This is a genomic window from Micromonospora sp. DT48, assembly GCF_049844495.1.
GTDB lineage: Bacteria > Actinomycetota > Actinomycetes > Mycobacteriales > Micromonosporaceae > Micromonospora.
The window spans coordinates 195,305-215,154 of sequence record NZ_JBNCLE010000012.1; the positions used below are offsets into that span (position 1 = coordinate 195,305).

18 protein-coding genes and 1 pseudogene are annotated in these 19,850 nt (G+C 71.8%); 8 read left to right on the forward strand and 11 right to left on the reverse strand.

The window, feature by feature from the left end; genetic code table 11:
* Positions 1–85 precede the first annotated feature (85 nt).
* On the forward strand, positions 86–1,321 hold the full coding sequence (locus tag ACLQ2S_RS16905) for an O-antigen ligase family protein (RefSeq protein ID WP_155218169.1): 1,236 nt from the start codon (positions 86–88) through the stop codon (positions 1,319–1,321).
* Positions 1,318–2,886 (forward strand): annotated as a pseudogene (locus tag ACLQ2S_RS16910) (lipopolysaccharide biosynthesis protein); the annotation flags it as partial. The gene ACLQ2S_RS16905 and the pseudogene ACLQ2S_RS16910, both read left to right, overlap by 4 nt.
* 157 nt (positions 2,887–3,043) lie before the next feature.
* On the opposite strand, the gene ACLQ2S_RS16915 reads toward ACLQ2S_RS16910, so the two are convergent.
* The 9 genes from ACLQ2S_RS16915 to ACLQ2S_RS16955 form a co-directional block, all read right to left on the reverse strand.
* The gene (locus ACLQ2S_RS16915; RefSeq protein ID WP_425702007.1) at positions 3,044–4,873 is read right to left on the reverse strand and encodes an AMP-dependent synthetase/ligase; all 1,830 of its coding nucleotides are present in this window, start codon (positions 4,871–4,873) and stop codon (positions 3,044–3,046) included.
* A 180-nt stretch (positions 4,874–5,053) separates the two neighbouring features.
* Complete coding sequence (locus ACLQ2S_RS16920; RefSeq protein ID WP_425702008.1) at positions 5,054–5,590, reverse strand: gluconokinase; 537 nt, start codon at positions 5,588–5,590, stop codon at positions 5,054–5,056.
* Positions 5,580–6,809: a D-mannonate dehydratase ManD gene (gene manD, locus ACLQ2S_RS16925; RefSeq protein ID WP_309223481.1), complete on the reverse strand. Its 1,230-nt coding sequence runs from the start codon at positions 6,807–6,809 to the stop codon at positions 5,580–5,582. Before manD ends, ACLQ2S_RS16920 begins: the two co-directional genes overlap by 11 nt.
* A gap of 30 nt (positions 6,810–6,839) precedes the next feature.
* Entirely contained in the window at positions 6,840–7,811 is a 972-nt protein-coding gene (locus ACLQ2S_RS16930; RefSeq protein WP_425702009.1) for a sugar kinase, read from the reverse strand.
* Positions 7,808–8,446 carry a bifunctional 4-hydroxy-2-oxoglutarate aldolase/2-dehydro-3-deoxy-phosphogluconate aldolase gene (locus tag ACLQ2S_RS16935; RefSeq protein WP_425702010.1) on the reverse strand — a complete coding sequence of 213 codons (639 nt, stop codon included), beginning with the start codon at positions 8,444–8,446 and terminating at the stop codon, positions 7,808–7,810. The genes ACLQ2S_RS16930 and ACLQ2S_RS16935 overlap by 4 nt, the downstream gene beginning before the upstream one ends.
* 1 nt (position 8,447) lies before the next feature.
* On the reverse strand, positions 8,448–9,596 hold the full coding sequence (gene dgoD / locus ACLQ2S_RS16940) for a galactonate dehydratase (RefSeq protein ID WP_155219585.1): 1,149 nt from the start codon (positions 9,594–9,596) through the stop codon (positions 8,448–8,450).
* Positions 9,597–9,602: 6 nt separating this feature from the next.
* Complete coding sequence (locus tag ACLQ2S_RS16945) at positions 9,603–10,418, reverse strand: carbohydrate ABC transporter permease (protein ID WP_155219588.1); 816 nt, start codon at positions 10,416–10,418, stop codon at positions 9,603–9,605.
* Entirely contained in the window at positions 10,415–11,362 is a 948-nt protein-coding gene (locus tag ACLQ2S_RS16950; protein WP_230462702.1) for a carbohydrate ABC transporter permease, read from the reverse strand. The genes ACLQ2S_RS16945 and ACLQ2S_RS16950 overlap by 4 nt, the downstream gene beginning before the upstream one ends.
* A gap of 68 nt (positions 11,363–11,430) precedes the next feature.
* Complete coding sequence (locus tag ACLQ2S_RS16955; RefSeq protein WP_309223482.1) at positions 11,431–12,669, reverse strand: ABC transporter substrate-binding protein; 1,239 nt, start codon at positions 12,667–12,669, stop codon at positions 11,431–11,433.
* Positions 12,670–12,857: 188 nt separating this feature from the next.
* On the opposite strand from ACLQ2S_RS16955, the gene ACLQ2S_RS16960 reads away from it, so the two are divergent.
* Together ACLQ2S_RS16960 and ACLQ2S_RS16965 are read left to right on the forward strand one after the other, a co-directional pair.
* Positions 12,858–13,619 carry a FadR/GntR family transcriptional regulator gene (locus tag ACLQ2S_RS16960; RefSeq protein WP_309223483.1) on the forward strand — a complete coding sequence of 254 codons (762 nt, stop codon included), beginning with the start codon at positions 12,858–12,860 and terminating at the stop codon, positions 13,617–13,619.
* A gap of 118 nt (positions 13,620–13,737) precedes the next feature.
* Positions 13,738–14,355: a CG0192-related protein gene (locus ACLQ2S_RS16965; protein ID WP_425702011.1), complete on the forward strand. Its 618-nt coding sequence runs from the start codon at positions 13,738–13,740 to the stop codon at positions 14,353–14,355.
* A gap of 70 nt (positions 14,356–14,425) precedes the next feature.
* Here ACLQ2S_RS16965 and ACLQ2S_RS16970 read toward each other — a convergent pair whose 3' ends face one another.
* Both ACLQ2S_RS16970 and ACLQ2S_RS16975 read right to left on the reverse strand, forming a co-directional pair.
* Positions 14,426–15,442, reverse strand: a complete 1,017-nt coding sequence (locus tag ACLQ2S_RS16970; RefSeq protein WP_425702012.1) for a CehA/McbA family metallohydrolase — start codon at positions 15,440–15,442, stop codon at positions 14,426–14,428.
* Positions 15,435–16,163: a CBS domain-containing protein gene (locus ACLQ2S_RS16975; RefSeq protein ID WP_425702013.1), complete on the reverse strand. Its 729-nt coding sequence runs from the start codon at positions 16,161–16,163 to the stop codon at positions 15,435–15,437. The genes ACLQ2S_RS16970 and ACLQ2S_RS16975 overlap by 8 nt, the downstream gene beginning before the upstream one ends.
* Positions 16,164–16,346: 183 nt before the next feature.
* Between ACLQ2S_RS16975 and ACLQ2S_RS16980 the strand changes: the two genes are divergently transcribed.
* Genes ACLQ2S_RS16980 through ACLQ2S_RS16995 form a run of 4 tightly spaced genes read left to right on the forward strand, consistent with a single transcriptional unit; the run spans position 16,347 to position 19,790 of the window.
* A complete protein-coding gene (locus ACLQ2S_RS16980) occupies positions 16,347–17,393 on the forward strand; it encodes a hypothetical protein (protein ID WP_425702014.1) in 1,047 nt (348 codons plus the stop codon).
* Positions 17,390–17,848, forward strand: a complete 459-nt coding sequence (locus ACLQ2S_RS16985) for an ABA4-like family protein (protein ID WP_425702015.1) — start codon at positions 17,390–17,392, stop codon at positions 17,846–17,848. The genes ACLQ2S_RS16980 and ACLQ2S_RS16985 overlap by 4 nt, the downstream gene beginning before the upstream one ends.
* 5 nt (positions 17,849–17,853) lie before the next feature.
* A complete protein-coding gene (locus ACLQ2S_RS16990) occupies positions 17,854–19,167 on the forward strand; it encodes a sensor histidine kinase (protein WP_309223486.1) in 1,314 nt (437 codons plus the stop codon).
* Positions 19,164–19,790 carry a response regulator transcription factor gene (locus tag ACLQ2S_RS16995; RefSeq protein ID WP_309223487.1) on the forward strand — a complete coding sequence of 209 codons (627 nt, stop codon included), beginning with the start codon at positions 19,164–19,166 and terminating at the stop codon, positions 19,788–19,790. The genes ACLQ2S_RS16990 and ACLQ2S_RS16995 overlap by 4 nt, the downstream gene beginning before the upstream one ends.
* Positions 19,791–19,850: the final 60 nt, after the last annotated feature.

Below are 19,850 nucleotides of genomic sequence, written 5' to 3' on the forward strand. Positions count from 1 at the left end.
CCCGCCGACCACCGAGCCGGCCCGGCCGGCCGATGTCGCGCCCGCGCCCGCACCGCCCCGACTGCCGCTGTGGCCGTTGGCGGCGATGTTCGGGCTCGTTCCCCTGTGGTGGGTGGCCGGCAGCTTCTACCTCGGCTGGCCACTGCTGGGTGCCCTGCTGTTCACGCTGCTGGCCACCCGGGGTCGCGTGCCGCTGCCACCCGCGATCGGGATCTGGCTGCTCTTCCTGGCCATCGCGGTGGCCAGCGCGAGCCGGCTGACCTCGCTCACCTCGGTGCCGACCTTCGTGCTGCGACTGGCGTTCTACCTCACCGCGCTGGTCGTCGCGATCTACGTCTACGCCGTCACCCGGGAACGCCCCGACCAGGCCGTCGTGCTGGTGCCGCTGTGCGCGTTCTGGTTCAGCCTGGTCGCCCTGGGCTGGTTGGGCGTGCTGATCCCGCGCTTCGAGCTGACCACCCCGCTCGAGATCCTGCTGCCGCCGGGCGTGTCCGGCGTGCCGTTCATCAACGACATGGTCCACCTGAGCACCGCCGAGTACAGTGCCCGGTCGCTCAACCCGATCTACCGGCCGGCGGCTCCGTACGCCTACACCAACAACTACGGCAGCGCGTACGCGATGACGCTGCCCTGCGTGGTCGCGTTCACCATGTTGCGTCGGCGCGGCCTGCTGCGGTGGCTGCTGCTCGCGTCGTTGCCGCTGTCGCTGGTCCCGGCGTTCTTCACGCTCAACCGGGCGATGTTCCTCAGCCTCGGCGTCGGCCTGGCCGTGCTGGGGGTGCGGGCGGCGCTACGCGGCAACGTCCGGGTGGCCGCCTCCATCGCCGGAGTGGTGGTGCTCGGCGGCGTCGCCAGCCTGTTCATCCCGGTCGCCGAGATGATCGGCAATCGGGTCGAGTCCAGCGACACCAACACCGACCGGCTCTCGCTCTACTCCGAGGTGCTGCGTCGGGTGGGTGATTCCCCCTGGCTGGGCTACGGCGCGCCGATGGACGTGGACACGGTCAGCGCCGACGCGCCGATCGGCACCCAGGGGCAACTGTGGATGGTGCTGTTCAGTCACGGCGTCCCGGCGCTGCTGTGCTTCCTGGCCTGGTTCGTCGCCGCCGCGCTGATCTGCGCCCGGGCCCGGTCGGCGGCCGGGCAGTGGCTCTCCATCGTCCCGGTGATCTGCCTGGTGCAGGTGCCCTTCTACGGGATGGCCAACCAGAATCTCGCGGTCGCCTTCTTCGCGGTGGCGTTCGCGATCGCCCTCGACGAACGGGAACGCGGCAGCCCACCGGACGGGTGGTCGCGACGAGCGGCGGTGACACCGGCATGACGGCGACGACCAGCCCACCGACCGGGGAGGGGCCCGGACGTACGCCGAGCCTGCCCGCCGCCTCGTCGACGGGCACGACGACGGCGGTGGACGGCACGGCCGAGACCCGGCGCAGCACCCGCAGTGGAGTCGCCGGGCTGCTCGGCGCGGCGACCAGCGGCCTGTTCGGTTTCGTGCTCGCGGTGGTCATCACCCGTGGTTACGGCACCACCGGAGCGGGCGCGTTCTTCGCCGCGATCGGCGTGGTGACCGTCGCCGCCGCGATTTGCACCCTCGGTGCGGAGACCGGTCTGATCTGGGCGCTGCCCCGGCGACGTCTCGGCGCGACCGGTGACGGCGCCCGGGTGCTGCCGGTCGCGCTGATACCGCCGCTGGTGGTGGCCGTGCTGGTCGCGGTCGGCGGAGCGCTGGTCGCCGGGCCGCTCGCCGGGCGGTTGCAGGGCCCGGCGGGTGCGTCGCTGCTGGTGGTGACTTTCGCGGCGGTGCCCGTGGTGGTCGCGATGAACCTGCTGCTGGCCGTCGTGCGCTGCGTACGCCCGATGCGGGCCTACGTCGCGGTGCAGTTCCTGCTGTTGCCGGTCGCCCGGCCCCTGCTGGTCGGTGCGGCGGTGCTGACCGGTGGTGGACTGCTGGCGGGTATGACCGGCTGGCTGGTGCCCGCCGCCGTGGCCCTGCTGGTCTGCCTGATCCTGGTCACCGGGCCACTCGGCGTCGGCGCGGGTGCCCGGCTGCGCCCGGAGCCTCGGGACTGGTCCACGTTCTGGCGGTTCGCGTTGCCCCGCGCCGCCTCGGCGGCGATCGACGCCGGCAACATGTGGATCGGCGTGCTGCTCACCTCGGCCCTGGCCGGGCCCGCCGACGCCGGTGTCTTCGGTGCCGTCGGCCGTTACGTCCTCGCCGGTCAACTCGCGATGCAGGGGCTGCGGGTGGCCGTGTCGCCGCAACTGTCGCGGCTGCTCGGCCGAGGCGAGCGGGCCGCCGCCGCAGCGGTGCACCGGCAGCTGACCACCTGGGGTCTGGTGCTCTCCTGGCCGGTCTACCTGTTGCTCGCCGTCTTCGCACCGGCCTTCCTGGCGTTGTTCGGCTCGGAGTTCACCGCCGGCACCGCCGCGATGACGGTGCTCGCCGTGGCGATGCTGGTCAACACCGGGGTCGGCAACGTGCAGAGCATGCTGCTGATGGGCGGGCGCAGCGGCCTGCACCTGGTGGCGGTGCTGACCGGGCTGCTGGTGACCGTCGGCGGTGGACTGGTGCTGATTCCCGCCCACGGGGCGACCGGGGCGGCGGTGGCCTGGGCCGCCGGCATCGTGACCGAGAACCTCGGTGCGGTCACCTTCGCCTGGCTGGTGGTGCGCCAACCCCTGGTGGACGCCCGGATGCTGGCCGCGGCGGCGGCCACCGTGGCGGGAGTCGGGTTGGCGGCGGTGGCCGGCCTGACGGTGGCCGGACGCGGAATCGCGGGGCTGGTCCTCGCGCTGGCCGTGCTCGCCGCCTTCTGCGTCGGCTTGTTGACGTTGCCCCGGGTGCGGCGCGGCATCCGGGTGACCATGGTGCAGATCCGTGGGGGGGGGGGGGGCGGGCGGCCGCCCCCCCCGGCGGGTGGGGGGGGGGGGGGGGGGGGGGGGGCGGGGGGGCGGGGGGGGGGGGGGGGGGGGGGGGGGGGGGGGGGGGGGGGGTCCGGCCCCCCCCGCCCCCCCCCCCGGCGGTGGTGACCACTGTGGGCTACCGATGCCCCTGGTAGAGGGCGTCTATCTCGTCGGCGAAGTGCTCCCGCACGACCTCACGCTTGATCTTCAGGGTGGGGGTGAGTTCACCGTCGGCCTCGGTGAGATCCCGGGGCAGGATCCGGAAGGCCTTGACCTGCTCGGCTCGCGAGACGCTCCGGTTGGCCCGCTCGATCGCGGTCTCGATCTCCCCGCGCAGCGTCGGATCGTCCCGCGACGCCGCCACCGAGGCCCCGGAGCGTCCGTGCTGCTCCCGCCACCGCGTCCACGTCCGAGGGTCGACGGTGACCAGCGCGGCGACGTACGGGCGACCGTCGGCGACCAGCATCGCCTGGCTGACCAGCGGATGCTCCCGGATGCACTGCTCGATCGGTCCGGGGACGACGTTCTTGCCGACGGCGGTGACCATGACCTCCTTCGCCCGCCCGGTGATCCGTAGGAAACCGTCGTCGTCGATGCGGCCGAGGTCGCCGGTACGCAACCACCCGTCGTCGGTGAACGCCTCCCGGGTGGCCTCGGGGTTGTTCCAGTAGCCGCCGAAGACCACCTCTCCCCGGGCCTGGATCTCACCGTCGTCGGCGACGCGGATCGCGACCCCGGGCAGTGGCCGACCGACCGTGCCGATCCGCATCGCCGTCGGCAGGTTCGCGGTCAACGCCGGTGAGGTCTCGGTCAACCCGTACCCCTCCAGGAGCGTGACGCCCGCACCCCGGAAGAAGTGCCCCAGCCGCTCCGCCAGCGGCGCGCCACCCACCATGGCCGTGCGGCACCGCCCGCCGAGGGCGGCGCGCAACCGGCGGTACGCGACGAGGTCGAACACCAGGTGCGCCAGGCGAAGCAGCCCTCCCGGCCCGCGCGGCGTGTCCAACGCGCGGCTGTACCGCACGGCCACCCGCTCGGCGAGGCCGAAGAGCCATCCCCGGTGCGCGTCCTCGGCGGACTGTCGGGCATGGTCGTGCATCTTCTCGAACATCCGGGGCACGGCCAGGATGAACGTGGGTCGGAAACGGCGCAGCTGGTCGAGCACGCTGGAGAGGTCGGCGCTGTGCACCATCGTCGCCCGGATCCGCACCACCCCGATCTGGATCAGCCGGGCGAACGCGTGCGCCAGCGGCAGGAACAGCACCGTCGACGCACCCGGATGCAGCAGTTCGGGCAACACCGCGACGGCGTTACCGACGTCGGCCGAGAGGTTGCGGTGCGTCAAGACGCAGCCTTTCGGCGGCCCGGTGGTGCCGCTGGTGTAGACGATCGTGGCGATGTCGTCGCCGGTCACCGCGGTGCGGCGGGCGTCCACCTCGGTGGCGTCGACGGCACGGCCCCGCGCGACCAGGTCGATCAGGTCACCGGCGTCGATGCGCCAGGTCTGCCGCAGCTCGGGCAGCTCCGTCCGCATACCGGCGACTGCGGCGGCGTGGTCGGCGGTCTCCAGTACGCAGCCGACCGCGCCGGAGTCGCCGAGCATCCAGCGGATCTGTTCGGTGCTGGAGGTGTCGTAGATCGGCACGCTCACCGCGCCGATCGCCCAGAGGGCGTAGTCGACCATGCTCCACTCGTACCGGGTGCGGCTGAGCAGACCCACCCGGTCGCCCCGGGTGATACCGGCGGCGACGAAACCTCGGGCCACCGCCAGCACATCGTCGCGGAACTGACGGCAGGTCACCGGCAGCGGGCCGCCGACGGAGCGGCGGACCGGCCACGACCGGGGGTCCGGGTCGGGCCGGATGAACTGCACCGCGTCCGGGTCCTCGGCCGCGTTGCGCCACACCTGCTCGGCCAGGCCGCCTTCGTCGCCCCTGACGATCGGCTCGACCGTTGTCTCCCGCACGCCCGTCCACCTGCCGTCGCGTCACCGCCGGCGTTGCCGCCACCGCCCTCCATGGTCGACCTCGACATCCCGCCGCGTCCCGGGAACCGGCAAACCCGGCCGCCCGCGCGGGCCTGCGGGCCGCCCCACCGCCCACGCCGCTGATCGCGCGGAGGGGGGGCGTGGGCGGGGTGCGGGCGCTCAGGTGCGGGACGGGGACACGGGTAGCCCGAGTCGCACCACGGCGGCGGTGACCAACTCGTCGGTGGTGCCGCGCAGGTCGAGCACGAAACCCTGCTCGTCCGGGTGCAGCGGCTCCAGGGTGGCGGTCTGCGAGTCGAGCAGGCTCGGCGGCATGTAGTGCCCCGAACGCAGCGTCAGCCGCTCCCGGATGACCTCGGTCGGCCCGGCCAGGTGCACGAAGTCCACCTCCGGCGGCCCCTGCCGAAGCACGTCCCGGTAGGCGCGCCGCAGCGCCGAGCAGGCCAGTACCGTCGACACACCCTCCCGGTGGCGGGCGGCCATCCAGTCGGCCAGGGAACGCAGCCACGGCCAGCGGGCCGCGTCGTCCAGGGGGACGCCGGCCCGCATCCGGGCCACGTTGTCCGCCGAGTGGAACTCGTCGGCCTCGGCGAAGGTCAGCCCGGTCAGCGCGGCGACTCCCCGCGCCACGGTCGTCTTCCCGGCACCGGACACCCCCATCACCACCACGTGGCGGGTCGACCGGTCACCAGTCATGGACCGTGCCGTCCTGAAGCCGGTTGAACGGCAGGTACGCCGGCTGGTACGGGAACCGGGCGGCCGCCTCCTCGTCCAGTTCGACGCCGAGACCCGGCTGCTCCCCCGGGTGCAGGTAGCCGTCGGTGAAGGTGAACGACTGGCGGAACACCTCGTTGGTGAGCGGGCCGTGCCGCATGTACTCCTGGATGCCGAAGTTGTGGATGGCGAGGTCCAGGTGCAGCGCGGCGGCCATACCGACCGGGGAGATGTCGGTCGGACCGTGGATACCGGACTTGATCTGGTACTGGGCGGCGAAGTCGAGCAGCTTGCGCATCGCGGTGATGCCACCGGTGTGGGTGACCGCGGACCGCACGTAGTCGATCAGCTGCTCCCGGATCAGGGTCTGGTAGTCCCAGACGGTGTTGAAGACCTCGCCGATGGCCAGCGGCGTGGTGGTGTGCTGCCGGACCAACCGCAGCGCCTCCTGGTTCTCCGCCGGGGTGCAGTCCTCCAGCCAGAACAGGTCGTACGGTTCGAGGGCCTTGCCCAGCTTCGCCGCCTGGATCGGGGTCATCCGGTGGTGCCCGTCGTGCAGCAGCGGCAGCTCCGGGCCGAACTCGTTGCGCACCGCCTCGAAGACGCCGGGCAGGTGACGCAGGTACGCCCGGGTGTCCCAGTCCTCCTCGGCCGGCAGCGGGGTGCGCTGGGCCGGCTCGTAGTCGTAGCGCTTGCCGTCGGCGCTGGGCTGGGCGGCCACACCGTACACGGCGTTGATGCCCGGTACGGAGGTCTGCACCCGGATCGACCGGAACCCGAGGTCGAGGTGCGCCCGGATGGAGTCGAACAGCTCCGGCAGGTCCCGCCCGGAGGCGTGACCGTACGCCATGATGCCGTTGCGGGACGCCCCGCCGAGCAGCTGGTAGAGCGGCATCCCCGCGGCCTTGGCCTTGATGTCCCAGAGCGCGACGTCGACCGCGGCGATGGCGGCCATGGTGACCGGCCCACGCCGCCAGTAGGCCGAGCGGTACAGGAACTGCCAGGCGTCCTCGATGCGGTGCGCGTCGCGCCCGAGCAGCAGCGGCACCACGTGATCACGCAGGTACGAGGCGACGGAGAGTTCACGCCCGTTGAGCGTACCGTCACCGAGGCCGGTGATGCCGTCCTCTGTGGTGATCTTCAGTGTGACGAAGTTGCGGTCCGGGCTGGAGACGATGACGTCGGCGGCCACGATCTTCACGAGGGGTGCCTTTCTCCTGCGGGAACGTACTCAGCGGAGGGTGGTCCCGGCGGCGCTGCCGGTGAGGAGGGTCAACTCGTCGCGGCGGGGCAGTCCCTCCCAGTCGCCGTCACCGGCGACCGCGAAGGCTCCGAGGGTCACCGCGCGACGGAGCCGGTCGACGAGGTCCAACCCGTCGAGGTGTCCGGAGAGGTAACCGGCGGTGAACGCGTCACCGGCCCCGACGGTGTCCACGGCGGTCACCGGCACCGCCTCGACATGGACGACACCGTCGGTGGTGTACGCCCGGACACCGTCGGCACCGAGTTTCACCAGCACCGTCCGCACACCACGAGCCAGCAGGCCGACCGCCGCGCCGGGTTCGTCGGCATCGGCCGACGCGACCAGGTCCAGCTCGTCGGCGGAGGCCACCACGACCGAGGCGTACCCGGCCAGCGGGTTCAGCGCCTCCCGGGCGGCCTCGCGGGACCACAGCCCGGCCCGGTAGTTCACGTCCAGACAGACCGCGATCCCGGCCTCGGCCGCGGTACGCACCGCCCAGGCGGCGGCCGCGCGGGCACTGTCGGACAACGCGGGGGTGATCCCGGTCAGGTGCAGCATCCGTGGCCCGGCTGCGAGCGGGGCACGCAGATCCTCGACGTCGAGGGCGGAGCCGGCCGATCCGGCCCGGTGGTAGCGGACCCGGGACACGTCGGCGGTACGCCGCTCCAGGAACATCATCCCGGCGGGCCGGTCCGCGTCCCGGCGTACCCCGGCGACGTCGACGCCCTCGGCGCGGAGTTGGCGCAGCACGAACTCGCCCAGTTCGTCGTCGCTGACCCGGCCGACCCACGCGGACCGGTGGCCGAGCCGGGCCAGCCCGATGGCCACGTTCGACTCCGCGCCGGCCAGGTGCATGGTCAACGGTCCGCCCTGGGCGAGCGGCCCGGCGGAGCGCAGCGACACCAGCGCCTCGCCCACGGTGAGCAGGTCCGGCCCGGTCTGTGCGCTGGACGGGTTCATGACGTCGCCGCTCCGGCGACCGCCGCGAGGTGGGCGCGGGCCCGCTCGCGCAGCGCGTCCAGGTCGCCACCGGACGCGGCGTCGCCCACCAGCGGGCCGCCGACACCGACGGCGATCGCGCCGGCCGCCAGGTAACCGGGCAGTTCGGCCGGTCCCACCCCACCGACGGCGACGAACGGGATGTCCGGGAACGGGTCACGCACCGCCCGCAGATACCCCGGCCCGCCGACCGACGCCGGGAAGAGCTTGACCGCGCTGGCACCGAGTCGCATCGCGGTGAACGCCTCGGTGGGGGTGAGCGCACCGGCGGCTACCGGCAGGCCGCGTCGGGCCGCCTCGCCGATGGACTCGACCACGGCCGGGGTGACCACGAACTGGGCTCCGGCCGCGGCCACGTCGGCGACGTCGGCGGCGGTGAGCACGGTGCCGGCGCCGACCAGGCCGCCCGGCGCGGCGACCGCCCGCAGCGCCTCGATGGCCCGTGGCGCGTCGGGCGTGGTCAGCGCCACCTCGATGATCGACACACCCTCGGCGAGCAGGGCGGTGCCGGCCGCGATGGCGGCGGCGGTGTCGGTGCCCCGGATGATGGCCAGCAGCCGGGTCGCGGCGAGTTCGGCGGTGAGATCGACTGTCATGTCACCACTCCGCGTACGAGCCGTCGGGATGCCGGAACGTGGGGCTGCGCCAGGCGTGCCCGCGCTTGTCCGCCGCGCGTACCGCCTGCTCGTCGATCTCGATGCCCAGCCCCGGGGCGGTGAGGCGCTGCACGTACCCGTCGTCGAAGGCCAGCGGCTGCTGGTCGACGCAGTAGTCGAGTACCTCGGCGCCGAGGTTGTAGTGGATGCCGATGCTCTGTTCCTGGATCAGATAGTTCGGGGTGGCGAAGCCGACCTGAAGGCAGGCCGCCAACGCGATCGGTCCGAGTGGGCAGTGCGGGGCGAGTTGTACATCATAGACGTCCGCCAGTGCGGCGATCTTGCGTACCTCGGTGATGCCACCGGCGTGCGCGAGGTCCGGCTGGGCCACCGCGATGCCGGCCTGGAGCACCGGCAGGAACTCCTGCCGGTTGTAGAGCCGCTCCCCGGTGGACACCGGGGTGGTGGTGGACCGGACGAACTCGCCGATCAGGTGGGAGTTCTCCGGCACCACCGGCTCCTCCAGGAACAGCGGCCGGTACGGCTCCAGCAGCGGCGCGACGCGTCGGGCGTTGGCGAGGGTGAACCGGCCGTGGAAGTCCACGGCCACGTCACGGTCGTCACCGAGCACCTCCCGGGCCGCGGCGACCCGGCGTACCACCGCGTCGAGTTCGGCGACGGAGGCGAGCGGGCTCATCCGCCCGGAGGCGTTCATCTTCACCGCGGTCAGCCCGGCCTCCACCCGGGCGGCGATCTGGTCCCGAACCTCGTCGGGCTCGTCGCCGCCGACCCAACCGTAGACCCGGATGCGGTCGCGTACCGGCCCGCCGAGCAGTTGGTGCACGGGCGCGCCGTACCGCTTGCCGGCGATGTCCCACAACGCCTGGTCCAGGCCGGAGACCGCGCTGGCCAGGATCGGCCCGCCCCGGTAGAAGGAGGACTTGGTCAGCACCTGCCAGTGGTCCTCGATCCGCAGCGCGTCCCGGCCGACGAGCAACTCGCTGAGCTGCTCGACGGCGGTGCGTACGGTCTCGGAGCGGCCCTCGCAGGTCGCCTCGCCCCAGCCGACGATGCCGTCGGTGGTCTCCACCCGGACGAAGAGCCAGCGGGGCGCGACGAGGAAGGTCTCGACGCGGTCGATGATCGTCATGATCCGTCAGCCCTTCGTCGCACCGGCGGTGAGGCCGGAGACGATGTACTTCTGCACGAACAACGCGATGATCATGATCGGCAGGGTGACCACGGTGGTGGCGGCCATCAGCCCGCCCCAGTCGATGCTGGCGTAGCCGACGAAGTCGAAGATCGCCACGGGCAGGGTCTTGGTGTCCGCGCCGGAGAGGACCAGGGCGAACATGAAGTTGTTCCAGGAGAAGATGAAGGACAGGATGCCCGCGGTGGCGATGCCCGGCACGGACAGCGGCAACGTGACCCGGCGGAAGGCGCCGATGTGGGTGAGGCCGTCGACGAGCGCCGCCTCCTCCAACTCCTCCGGCAGGCCGTCGAAGAAGCCCATCATGATGTAGACGATCAGCGGCAGCGACACGAACATGTGGCTCAGGATCAGCACGCTGAAGCCGCCGACCAGGCGCAGGTTCGAGAAGACGTAGTACCAGGGCACCAGCAGCGAGACACCGGGAATGACCCGGGCCATCAGCACCACCAGCGCCGACTTGCGCATGTTGAACCGACTCATCGAGTACGCCGCCGGGACGCCGAGCAGCAGCGACAGCGCCGTCGCCGCGAAGGCCACCCAGAGGCTGTTCCCGATGAACTGCACGTAGTTGGCCTGTCGCAGCACCGTGCCGTAGTTGTCCAGAGTCGGCGTGAAGACCAGCGCCTTGGCGGAGTCGTAGATGTCGACGTTGGTCTTGAACGAGGCGGCGACCATCCAGATCAGCGGTGCCACCAGCGAGATGACCACGACGATCAGGGCGATGGTGCGGAACACCTTGAACGCGGCGCGTTGCTTCATCGTCCGGCCCCCTTCCGGCGTGCGGTCAGCGCCCACATCGAACCGATGATGATCAGGAAGAACAGGATCAGCACCGTCGAGGAGAGGCCGTACTCGTTGTAGTCGAAGCTCAGGCCGTAGGCGTACACGTTGAGCGTCTCCACCTCGTGGAAGGAGCCACCGCCCCGACCCTTGGTCGCGTAGAGGATGTCGAAGGTCTTCAGCGCGTCGATGCCGCGCAGCAGGACCGCCACGATGACGGTGGGCATCAGCAGCGGCAGCGTGACGTGCCGGAAACGCTGCCAGGCGCTGGCCCCGTCGATCATCGCGGCCTCCTGCGGCTCGTCGGAGAGCGAGGTCAGGCCGGCGAGCAGGATCAGTACGACCATCGGCGTCCACTGCCAGATGTCGATGAAGATGGTGGTGGGCAGCGCGGTGTGCTGTCCGGCGAGCCACGGCTGCGGGCCGATACCGACCCAGCTCAACGCCTGGTTGGCCAAACCGATGTTGGGGTCGAAGATGAGCCGCCACATCATGCCGACCGCGACCGGGGTGGCGACCAGCGGCAGCAGGATGGCGACCCGGACCCACTTCTCGCCGCGGAACGGCCGCCACAGCAGCAGGGCGATCGCCATGCCCAGGACGACCTCGAAGAACAACGCGGCTCCGGTGAACGCCGCGGTACGCCCCACCGCCGGCCAGAACCGGTCGGTGTCGGTGAGCACCTCGACGTAGTTGCGGAAGCCGATGAACTCCGAGTCGGCGCGGACGGAGCCCGCCGAGTCGGTGAGGCTGAGGTAGGCCGTCCAGGCGAGCGGAAAGATGATCAGCGCGGCGACGAAGACCATGGCCGGGGCCGCGAAGAGCCACTTGCGATGGTCATTGGCCCAGCGTGCCCAGCCGGGCGTGTCGGGCATGACGGAGGCGCCGCGGGGCGCCTTCTCAGGGGCGGTGACTGCTGGCATCGGATCTCCGTGGTGGACAGGGCCGGGCGGGGGTGACAGGGCCGGTGCCCGGTCACCCCCGCGCGGACTCAGCGGGCCTCGTCGTCCAGGAACTTCTGGAATCCCTCGTTCGCCGCGTCGGCCGAGGCGGCCGCGTCCTTACCGGTGATGGCGTCGACGATCGGCTGCCCGACGATCTCCCGGGCCTGGGCGACCCGCTCGACCACCGGCCGGTCGTGGCCCACGCCGTTGGCGAGGCTCACGGTGATGGCGTCGGCCATGTCCTGCGGGTAGGTCGCGATGCCCTCCGGGTTCTCCCAGACGGAGGCGCGGGCACCCGGCACACCGGCCTTCTGCTGCTCCAGCGTCTGCTCCTTGCCGGCGGCCCACTCGATGAACTTCCAGGCGTTGCTCTGGTTCTCCGAGGCCTCGTTGACGGCCAGCGCCCAGGAGGGGATGTTGTACGGCTTCGAACCGGCCGGACCGGCCGGGAACGGCGCGAAACCGACACTCTCGGAGACCTTCGACTTGGCCGGGTCGGTGGCGTTCTTGTAGAGCGAGTTCGCCTCGGTGTAGAAGGCGGCCTGCCCCTGGGTGAAGATCGCCATCGCCTCGGACCAGCTCATGTCGGTGCTGATGTTGGCCGGGCCGTGCTCGCGCAGCAGCTCGCCGTAGTAGGCGTACGCCTGCTTGGCGGCGTCGGTGTTGACGGCGGCCTTGCCGGAGTCGTCGACGAAGTCGCCGCCGAAGCTGAAGAGGAAGCTGGAGAACTGGGTGACGGCGGCGGCCTTGCCGGTACGCGACACGAAGCCCGCGACGCCCGGGTTGTCCGCCTTGATCTTGGCTGCCTGGGTCTTCAGCTCGTCGAGCGTCTGCGGCGGCGCGGAGAAGCCCGACTTCTCCAGCAGGTCCTTGCGGTAGTAGAGCACCTGCTGCTCGGTGATGATCGGAATACCCACCACCTTGTCCTCGTAGGTGGTGGCGCCCAGCGGCGACGCCTGGAAGTCGTCCAGGCCGAAGTCGGCGCTCTCCTTGGCCCGGTCGGTCAGGTCGGCGAGGTACTTGTTCTTGGCGAACAGCTGACCTTCCTGCAACGGCCGGTACATCATCACGTCGATGTCGCGGGAGCCCGCGTTGAGCTTGACGTTGTACTGGTCCGAGAGCTGGTCCTCACCGAGCTGGGTGACCTCGACCTTGAGCCCGGTCGCCTTCTCGAACTCCGGCAACGCCTGCCGGATGTTCTCGGTCCAGACGTGGTTGACCAGCGTCACCCGCACCGTGTCCGAGGCACCGCTGTCTCCACCGCCGCCGCAGGCGGACAGGGTCACCGCGGCCACCATCGCCAGAGATGTCCCAAATATTGATCGACGTCCCACGCCCGTCTCTCCTTCTGTCCTGGTCGCCGACTCGGGGGGACGAGCGCGACCTCGGCCTTTTACATCCGCTTAACGTCCGGATGCTAGGCCGAAAAAGCAGACTTAAACAAGGGGTAGACCTAACTGATACGATCCGAGCCGTGGATTTGACCTCTCCGGGGGCCGTACCCGCCCAGACCGCCCCCACCGAGGCCGGGCTGCACGGACGCGTCCTCGACCACCTCGGCACCGCCATCTGCGGCGGGGACATCGCGCCCGGAGCGGTACTCAACATCGACGACCTGGTGGACCGTTACGCGGTGTCCCGCTCGGTGGTCCGCGAGGTGCTGCGGGTACTGGCGTCGATGGGCTTCATCGAGACCCGCCGACGGGTCGGCGTCATGATCCGCCCGGCCGGCGACTGGAACGTCTTCGACCCACAGGTGATCCGCTGGCGGCTCGCCTCGGCCGGGCGCATCGCCCAGCTACGCTCGATCACCGAGCTGCGTACCGCGGTGGAACCACACGCCGCCTGGCTCGCCGCGCACCGGGTCGACCACGACGAGGCGAGCGATCTGGTCGGCCTGGCCGCCAAGATGTGGGCCGCGGGCAAGGCCGGCGACGAGGAGCGCTTCCTCAGCCTGGACATCGAGTTCCACCGCCGGGTGCTACGCGCCTCGGGCAACGAGATGTTCGTCAAGCTCCAGGACCTGGTGGCGGAGGTACTCACCGGCCGCCACCACTACCACCTCATGCCCCACCACCCACACGAGCAGGCGCTCCAACTACACGCCGACGTCGCCCAGTCGATTCAACGCCGCGACGGCGAAAGCGCCCGCCAGGCCATGAAACAGATCATGGAGCACGCCTTCGACGAGATGTCCTCGATGTGGGAGCATCCGCCCACCCCCCACCCCGCCTGACGCAGACCACCGTGGCGGCGGCTCCGGTCAGGTGGTGAGGCCGACCGGTCGAGCATCGGCCGGTCGGCGGGTGTCACCGTCGCGGCCGGTTGGTTCCGGGGTGCGTACGATGCGGCCCATGGCGTTGTTGCACCGAGCGGAGATCCGTCCCACCAAGCTGGAGCTGCTGGCAACCTGGCTGCCGACCCGTGACTGGTACGCGGGCAGCGGCGACGTGACGCGGGTGGCCGCGTACCGGTTCGACGATCCGGCCGGGCAGGTGGGCATCGAGACGCTGCTGGTCCGGGGCGGTGACGGTCCGGTGCACCAGGTGCCGTTGACCTACCGTGGGGCGCCGCTGGACGGTGCCGACGAATGGCTGGTGGGCACCACCGAGCACTCGGTGCTGGGCCGCCGCTGGGTCTACGACGCGGTGGGTGACCCGGTGTACGCGGGCGCCCTGGCCGCCGCCATCCTCACCGGCTCCGGGCAGGCCGAGGAGTACTTCGAGGTCGACGGTCGGCGGGAGGTGCGCGCGCCGAGCATGGACATCACCAGTGACGCCTCCGCCGCCGACGTGCCCACGGTCGGGACGGTGCGCCGGGTGGTCGACGGCGACCCGACGCTGATCGTCACCGACGCCGTCGAACTGGGGGTGATCCGCCGCCCCGGAGCCGCCGCCACCCCGACCGGCGCCACGTTGACCGGCACCTGGGACGACGTCCGCGCGCCGCTGGCGTACGCCGCGTCGCGCTGAGGCTGAACCACCGCGCACCCGGCGCGTGCCGCCCGGTCGCGCATCGACCCGGCGGGTCGGGCGACGCCGATCAGGCCAGGATGACGGGGTTGGTCAGGGCCGCCGCCTGACCGTCCGGATGACGCACCTCGGCCCGGACGAAACCGGTGTCCCGCGCGGTGGTCTGCCAGCTCAGCGTGCCCGATCCGGCGGTGGTGAGCCGCTCCCGCAGGACCGTGCCGCGTTCGGTGTGCAGACTGATCGTGCCGGACGGTACCCCGGACACCCGCACCCGTAGCTCGATCGGCTCGCCGTCGGACGCCAGGCGTTCACCGATCCCGGTCACCCGGTCACCGGTCGCGGCGGTGAACTCCAGCTCCACGGCGGGCGAGCCGGCGATCCAGCTACGACCGGCGCGCAGCCCGGCGAGGACCGCGTCGACGCTCAGCTCCTCGGCGAAGACCACGGTGTGCGGCTTGCCGAGTTGGCCGGCCAGATGCACGTCGCTGTTGCCCACCGCCGGCCACCACCGCCCCCGGTGCACGTCGTGGCTGAGGTTGCGGCCCCACTCGGCCAACGCCGCCTCGTTGTCGGCGTTCCACGGCAGGTCCGAACGCCACTGTCCGTTCCACACCTCCACCGCGTCGAACCAGTGGTACGGGTAGCCGAGCGTCCCCGACTCGTACGGCGCGTACGGGTGCGCGGCCACGCAGAGTCCACCCACCCGGTGTACCTGTGCCAGGTGCCGGTCGATGGTGTCGTCGCGTACCCCGTACCGCCACTCGACCTGCTGGCCGGGTGTGAGGCCGAGGGCCAGCCAGTGCCCGGTGCGGGTGGTGACCTCCTGACCGAGGATCACCAGCAGGTCGTCACCGGCGTGGCGGGCCCAGTCACCGTGCCCGGCCGAGGTGTTGTGCTCGGTGGTGGCGACGAAGTCGAGCCCCATTTCGCGGGCGGCGGTGACGAGCTGCTCCGCGGTGAGTTCACCACCGGCGGAGAGCACCGTGTGCAGGTGGACGTCGCCCCGGTACCAGCCGGGGCCCCGGCCCGCCACCCGGCGGGCCGGAAAGCTCGGCTGGTCGGGGCCGGGGATCCGGGTCTCAGCCACCGGAGGACCGCAGCAGCCGCTCCGGGGTGGCGAACGCGTAGCCGCGTGAGGCGATCAGCTCGGAGTCGTCCCGCTCCCAGGTCAGTTCGTCGACCACCTCGACGACGCCGGCGAGTGCGGCCGTGTGGTCGGCCACGATGCCGGCGAGACTGCGGCTCTCGACGGTGCCGGACAACGTCACCACACCGTCCGCCACGGCGACCGTCACGGTCCTCGGGTCGATCCAGAGCCTCCGCAGAAGGTGGTCGGTGACGTCGGCGGCGATCTCGGAGTCCGGGCGGGTGTGGATCCGCAGCAGGTCCCGCCGGGACACGATGCCGACGAGCCGCTGATCGGCGTCCACCACCGGCATCCGCTTGACCTGCGCGGATTCCAGCCGCCGGGCCGCCGCGGCGACCGAGGCCGTCGGTTCGACCACGACCGCCGGCGCGGTCATCAGGTCGGCGGCGGCCCTGGCCTGCGCCTTCGCCGCCGCTCGGCGTACGCCGATGAGCCGGCGGTGCCGCTCGTCCCCGGCGGCTTCGATCTTGTGCAAGAGGTCGGCCTCGGACACCACGCCGAGGACCTGCCCGTCGGCGTCCACCACCGGCGCCGCGCTCACGCCGCTGCCCACCAACGCGTCCACCACCTCGCGGTACGAGGTGTCCGGCCGCACCGACACGACGTCGCGGGTCATCACGTCGTCGACTGTCCACTGTGTCTTCTTCTTGGGGGTGGTCATCGTCGCCTCCTTACTATCGCCAGGCTGCCACGCCACCGACCAGTTACCCAGAGGCGTTGGCCCTACCCGCGCGGGACCGTCTTCCCTCTCCTACCCAGGTAGGAGAGGGAACCCGACCATCGGTCGCGATCCGGGCCCGCAGTCGGGCGATGTCCACCGGCGCACCGACCAGCATCTACAGGTATGACTGACAACCTGTCGCGGCGGTCGTACCGGCACCGCCCTCTGATGGTCTTCGTATCGGCGATGGCGGTGCTCGCCGTCGTCTGCGCGGTCGGCATCGTCGCCGACGAGCGGGTCCTGACCGGCGCGCCGATCTGGCTCAAGCCGTTCAAGTTCTCGGTGTCCTTCGTGCTCTACGGCGGCACCCTGGCCTGGCTGCTCGCCCTGCTGCCGCGCCGCAGCCGGGTCGCGGAGTGGGCGGTCACCGTGGTGGTCGCCATGGGTGTGGTGGAGATGATCATCATCGTCGGGCAGGTGCTCCGTGGCACCACCAGCCACTACAACGAGACCAGCGCGTTCAACGCCGCGCTGTGGCAACTGATGGGTGTGGCGATCATGGTGCTGTTCGTCGCGCACGTCGTCGTCGGCGTCGCGGTGCTGCGGCACCCGATCGCCGACCGGGCCGGTCGGTACGCGATCGGTCTGGGGCTCGGGCTGGCGGCGCTCGGCATGCTGGTGGCGGTGCCGATGACGATGCCGGCGCAGGCTCCCATGATCGAGGGCATCGCCGGGGCGCACAGCGTCGGCGTACCCGACGGTGGGCCGGGGCTGCCGCTGATCAGTTGGAGCACCACCGGCGGCGATCTGCGGATCGGGCACTTCGTGGGGCTGCACGGGATGCAGGTGATGCCGATCCTGGCGATGCTGCTGAACACCGTCACCGGCGGGCGGCTGGACGAGCGCACCCGAGCCCGGTTGATGCTCGTGGTGGGGCTCGGCTATGGCGCGTCGACCATCCTGGTGACCTGGCAGGCCCTGCGCGGTCAGCCGCTGCTGCGTCCCGACGCGCTCACCCTGGCCGTCGCCACGGCGCTGGTGGTCACGGTCGTCGCCGCCGCTGCCTTGGTGCTGGCGCGACGCCGGGCTCCGGCGACCGGAGTCGACCCCCGGGCGGAGCGGGGTGACCGGCGACCGCCAGAGCCGGGTTCGTCGGAGCCGGGTGCACAGGCGGCGGGGCCGCACCGTGGTCGGGGCGACGGTGCCGAGCGGATGGCGGTGGACGCATGAGCGCCGTGCTGTTCCCGCTGACCTTCGCGGTGGCGGCACCGTTCTGGATCCTGATGATCCTGGCGCCGAACTGGACGGTCACCCATCGGGTCGTCCGATCACCGCTGATCGTGGCACCGGCCGCGGTGATCTACGCGATCCTGGTGCTACCCGCGCTCGGGGAGGTCCTTCCGGCCGTGGCCTCCCCCACCCTGGACGGCGTACGGGAGTTGCTGGGCAGCGCCGACGGGGCGGCGGCCGGTTGGGCACACATGATCGCCTTCGACCTGTTCGTCGGCCGGTGGGCGTGGCTCGACGGGCGCAGGCGGGCTGTTCCGCCACTGGTGATGGCACCGGTGCTGGTCCTGACGATCCTGCTGGGCCCACTCGGGTTGGTCGCCTACCTGGTCGTACGCACCAGGTGGGCGGCCCACCCGTCGGCCGCTGCCGACAGCGACCCGCACCACCTAGGCTGAGGGGCGTGGGCTGGATGGGACGGCTGTTCGACGCACGCGACAGCTTCACGCGGATGGCGCTGCTCGTCCTCACCGGCCTGGGCTACCTGTTCTTCGGCGTCGATGCGGCGCCGACGACCACCCAGTGGATCCTCGCCGCGTTCGCCTTCGTGGTCGGGTTGGCGCTGCACCACCGACCGCTGGTCAACCTGCTGGCGCAGATTGCGCTGCTGGCGGTCGCGATCTGGCTGATCGACGACTTCATGATCAACCAGGTGGGCGCCAGTTGGGCCCTGCTCGAACTGACCCTGGCCGCCCGCCGGAACCGGACCATCTGGCTGACGGCGGGGCTGTTGGCCGCCGTCGACCTGACCGATTCGATCGGCGATCCGTTGCCGCGCCTGCTCTCCGGTGTGTTCGGGCTGCTGCCGGAGGTCGGCGTACCACTGCTGCTCGGGCTGGTCATCCGCACCACCCGGGAACTCGGCCAGCAGTCGCGGCGGCGGGCCGAGGAGGAGCAGCGGCGGCGCGAGTCGGAGAGCCGCGCCGCGCGGGCCGACGAGCGCAGCGCCATCGCTCGGGAACTACACGACGTGGTCGCCCACCACGTCGCGTCGATGGTGCTGCGGGTCGGGGTGGCCCGGCACGTGCTGACCGACCTCGACCCACGGGTGGGCGCGGTCTTCGACGATGTGCACGGCACCGGCACCGCGGCCCTCGCCGACCTGCGCCGACTGGTCGCGGTGCTGCGCGACCCCGACGGGGTACGCGGTGACGCCGCGTTGACCGCGATCGACCCGTCGGCGGTGCCAGCCGCGCTCGGCGCCGCGGTGGACCGGGCCCGTCAGGCCGGGGTCAACGTGGTCGCCGACATCGACCCGGCGGTCGGCGCCCTCGACGCGGTACGCGGCCTCGCGGTGCTGCGCCTGAGCCAGGAGGCGCTGACGAACGTGGCCAAGCACGCCGGTGCCGCCGCCGTGGCGCGGCTGTCGGTCAGCGTGGTGGACGACGACGTGCACTGGGAGGTGACCGACGACGGATCCGGCTGGGTGCCCGACGCGGTGCCGGTCGGCGGCGGTCACGGCATCACCGGCATGCGCGAACGGGTCGAGGTCCTCGGCGGCGAGTTGACGGCGGGCCCGACCGGCACCGGGTGGCGGGTGGCCACCGTGCTGCCCGGCGGCCACCCGGTGGCCCGGTCGGCCGCCTCGACGCCGTCCCGGGACGGCGTTCCGGCCGCACGGTCGGCGGCGAGCCGAGATGTCGGGCCGCCGGACGCCACGTCACCGAACGACACCGACGGCAGCCGCACCGGCCCCGACGCGAAGGAGCGCACGTGATCCGGGTCCTGCTGGTCGACGACCAGCATCTCATCCGGGCGGGCCTACGCATGCTCTGCGACGCCCAGCCCGACATCGAGGTCGTCGGCGAGGCCGACAACGGTCGGGACGCGATCACCCTCGCCGCTCGGCTGGTGCCGGACGTCGTGGTGATGGACCTGCGGATGCCGGGCGTCGACGGGATCTCCGCGACCAGCCGGATTCTCGCCGAGCGTCCCGGTGCCCGGATCCTGGTGCTCACCACCTTCGGCGACGACGACCATCTCTACCCGGCGTTGGCGGCCGGTGCCTGCGGCTTCCTGCTCAAGGACGCGCCGCCGACCGACCTACTCGACGGTGTGCGCCGGGCCGCGACCGGCGACAGCCCGTTCAGCCAGGAGGTGCTGCGTCGGCTGGTGCAGCGGGCGGTGCACGCCCGCACCGGGACGCCGCCGTCGGTCGCCGGGTTGACCACCCGGGAGCAACAGGTGCTCGACCTGGTCGCCGACGGGCTGTCCAACGGGGAGATCGCCGAGCGGCTCCACATCGGCCTCACCACCGTCAAGTCCCACGTCACCAGTCTGATGACCAAGACGGGCAGCCCCAACCGGGTACGCCTGGCGCTGTTCGCCCGGGGGCTCTGAACGCACCGGGCGACCCGACCGGCGTCACCGGTGGGGAGCCGCGCGGCAGTGGTGCTGCCG

Bases quoted from the DNA above. Each gene is read 5' to 3' on its own strand.
- ACLQ2S_RS16905 (WP_155218169.1), top strand. From the start codon at position 86: ATGTTCGGGCTCGTTCCCCTGTGGTGGGTGGCCGGCAGCTTCTACCTC.
- ACLQ2S_RS16920 (WP_425702008.1), bottom strand. From the start codon at position 5,590: ATGACTGGTGACCGGTCGACCCGCCACGTGGTGGTGATGGGGGTGTCC.
- ACLQ2S_RS16930 (WP_425702009.1), bottom strand. From the start codon at position 7,811: ATGAACCCGTCCAGCGCACAGACCGGGCCGGACCTGCTCACCGTGGGC.
- ACLQ2S_RS16935 (WP_425702010.1), bottom strand. From the start codon at position 8,446: ATGACAGTCGATCTCACCGCCGAACTCGCCGCGACCCGGCTGCTGGCC.
- dgoD (WP_155219585.1), bottom strand. From the start codon at position 9,596: ATGACGATCATCGACCGCGTCGAGACCTTCCTCGTCGCGCCCCGCTGG.
- ACLQ2S_RS16945 (WP_155219588.1), bottom strand. From the start codon at position 10,418: ATGAAGCAACGCGCCGCGTTCAAGGTGTTCCGCACCATCGCCCTGATC.
- ACLQ2S_RS16950 (WP_230462702.1), bottom strand. From the start codon at position 11,362: ATGCCAGCAGTCACCGCCCCTGAGAAGGCGCCCCGCGGCGCCTCCGTC.
- ACLQ2S_RS16965 (WP_425702011.1), top strand. From the start codon at position 13,738: ATGGCGTTGTTGCACCGAGCGGAGATCCGTCCCACCAAGCTGGAGCTG.
- ACLQ2S_RS16975 (WP_425702013.1), bottom strand. From the start codon at position 16,163: ATGACCACCCCCAAGAAGAAGACACAGTGGACAGTCGACGACGTGATG.
- ACLQ2S_RS16980 (WP_425702014.1), top strand. From the start codon at position 16,347: ATGACTGACAACCTGTCGCGGCGGTCGTACCGGCACCGCCCTCTGATG.
- ACLQ2S_RS16985 (WP_425702015.1), top strand. From the start codon at position 17,390: ATGAGCGCCGTGCTGTTCCCGCTGACCTTCGCGGTGGCGGCACCGTTC.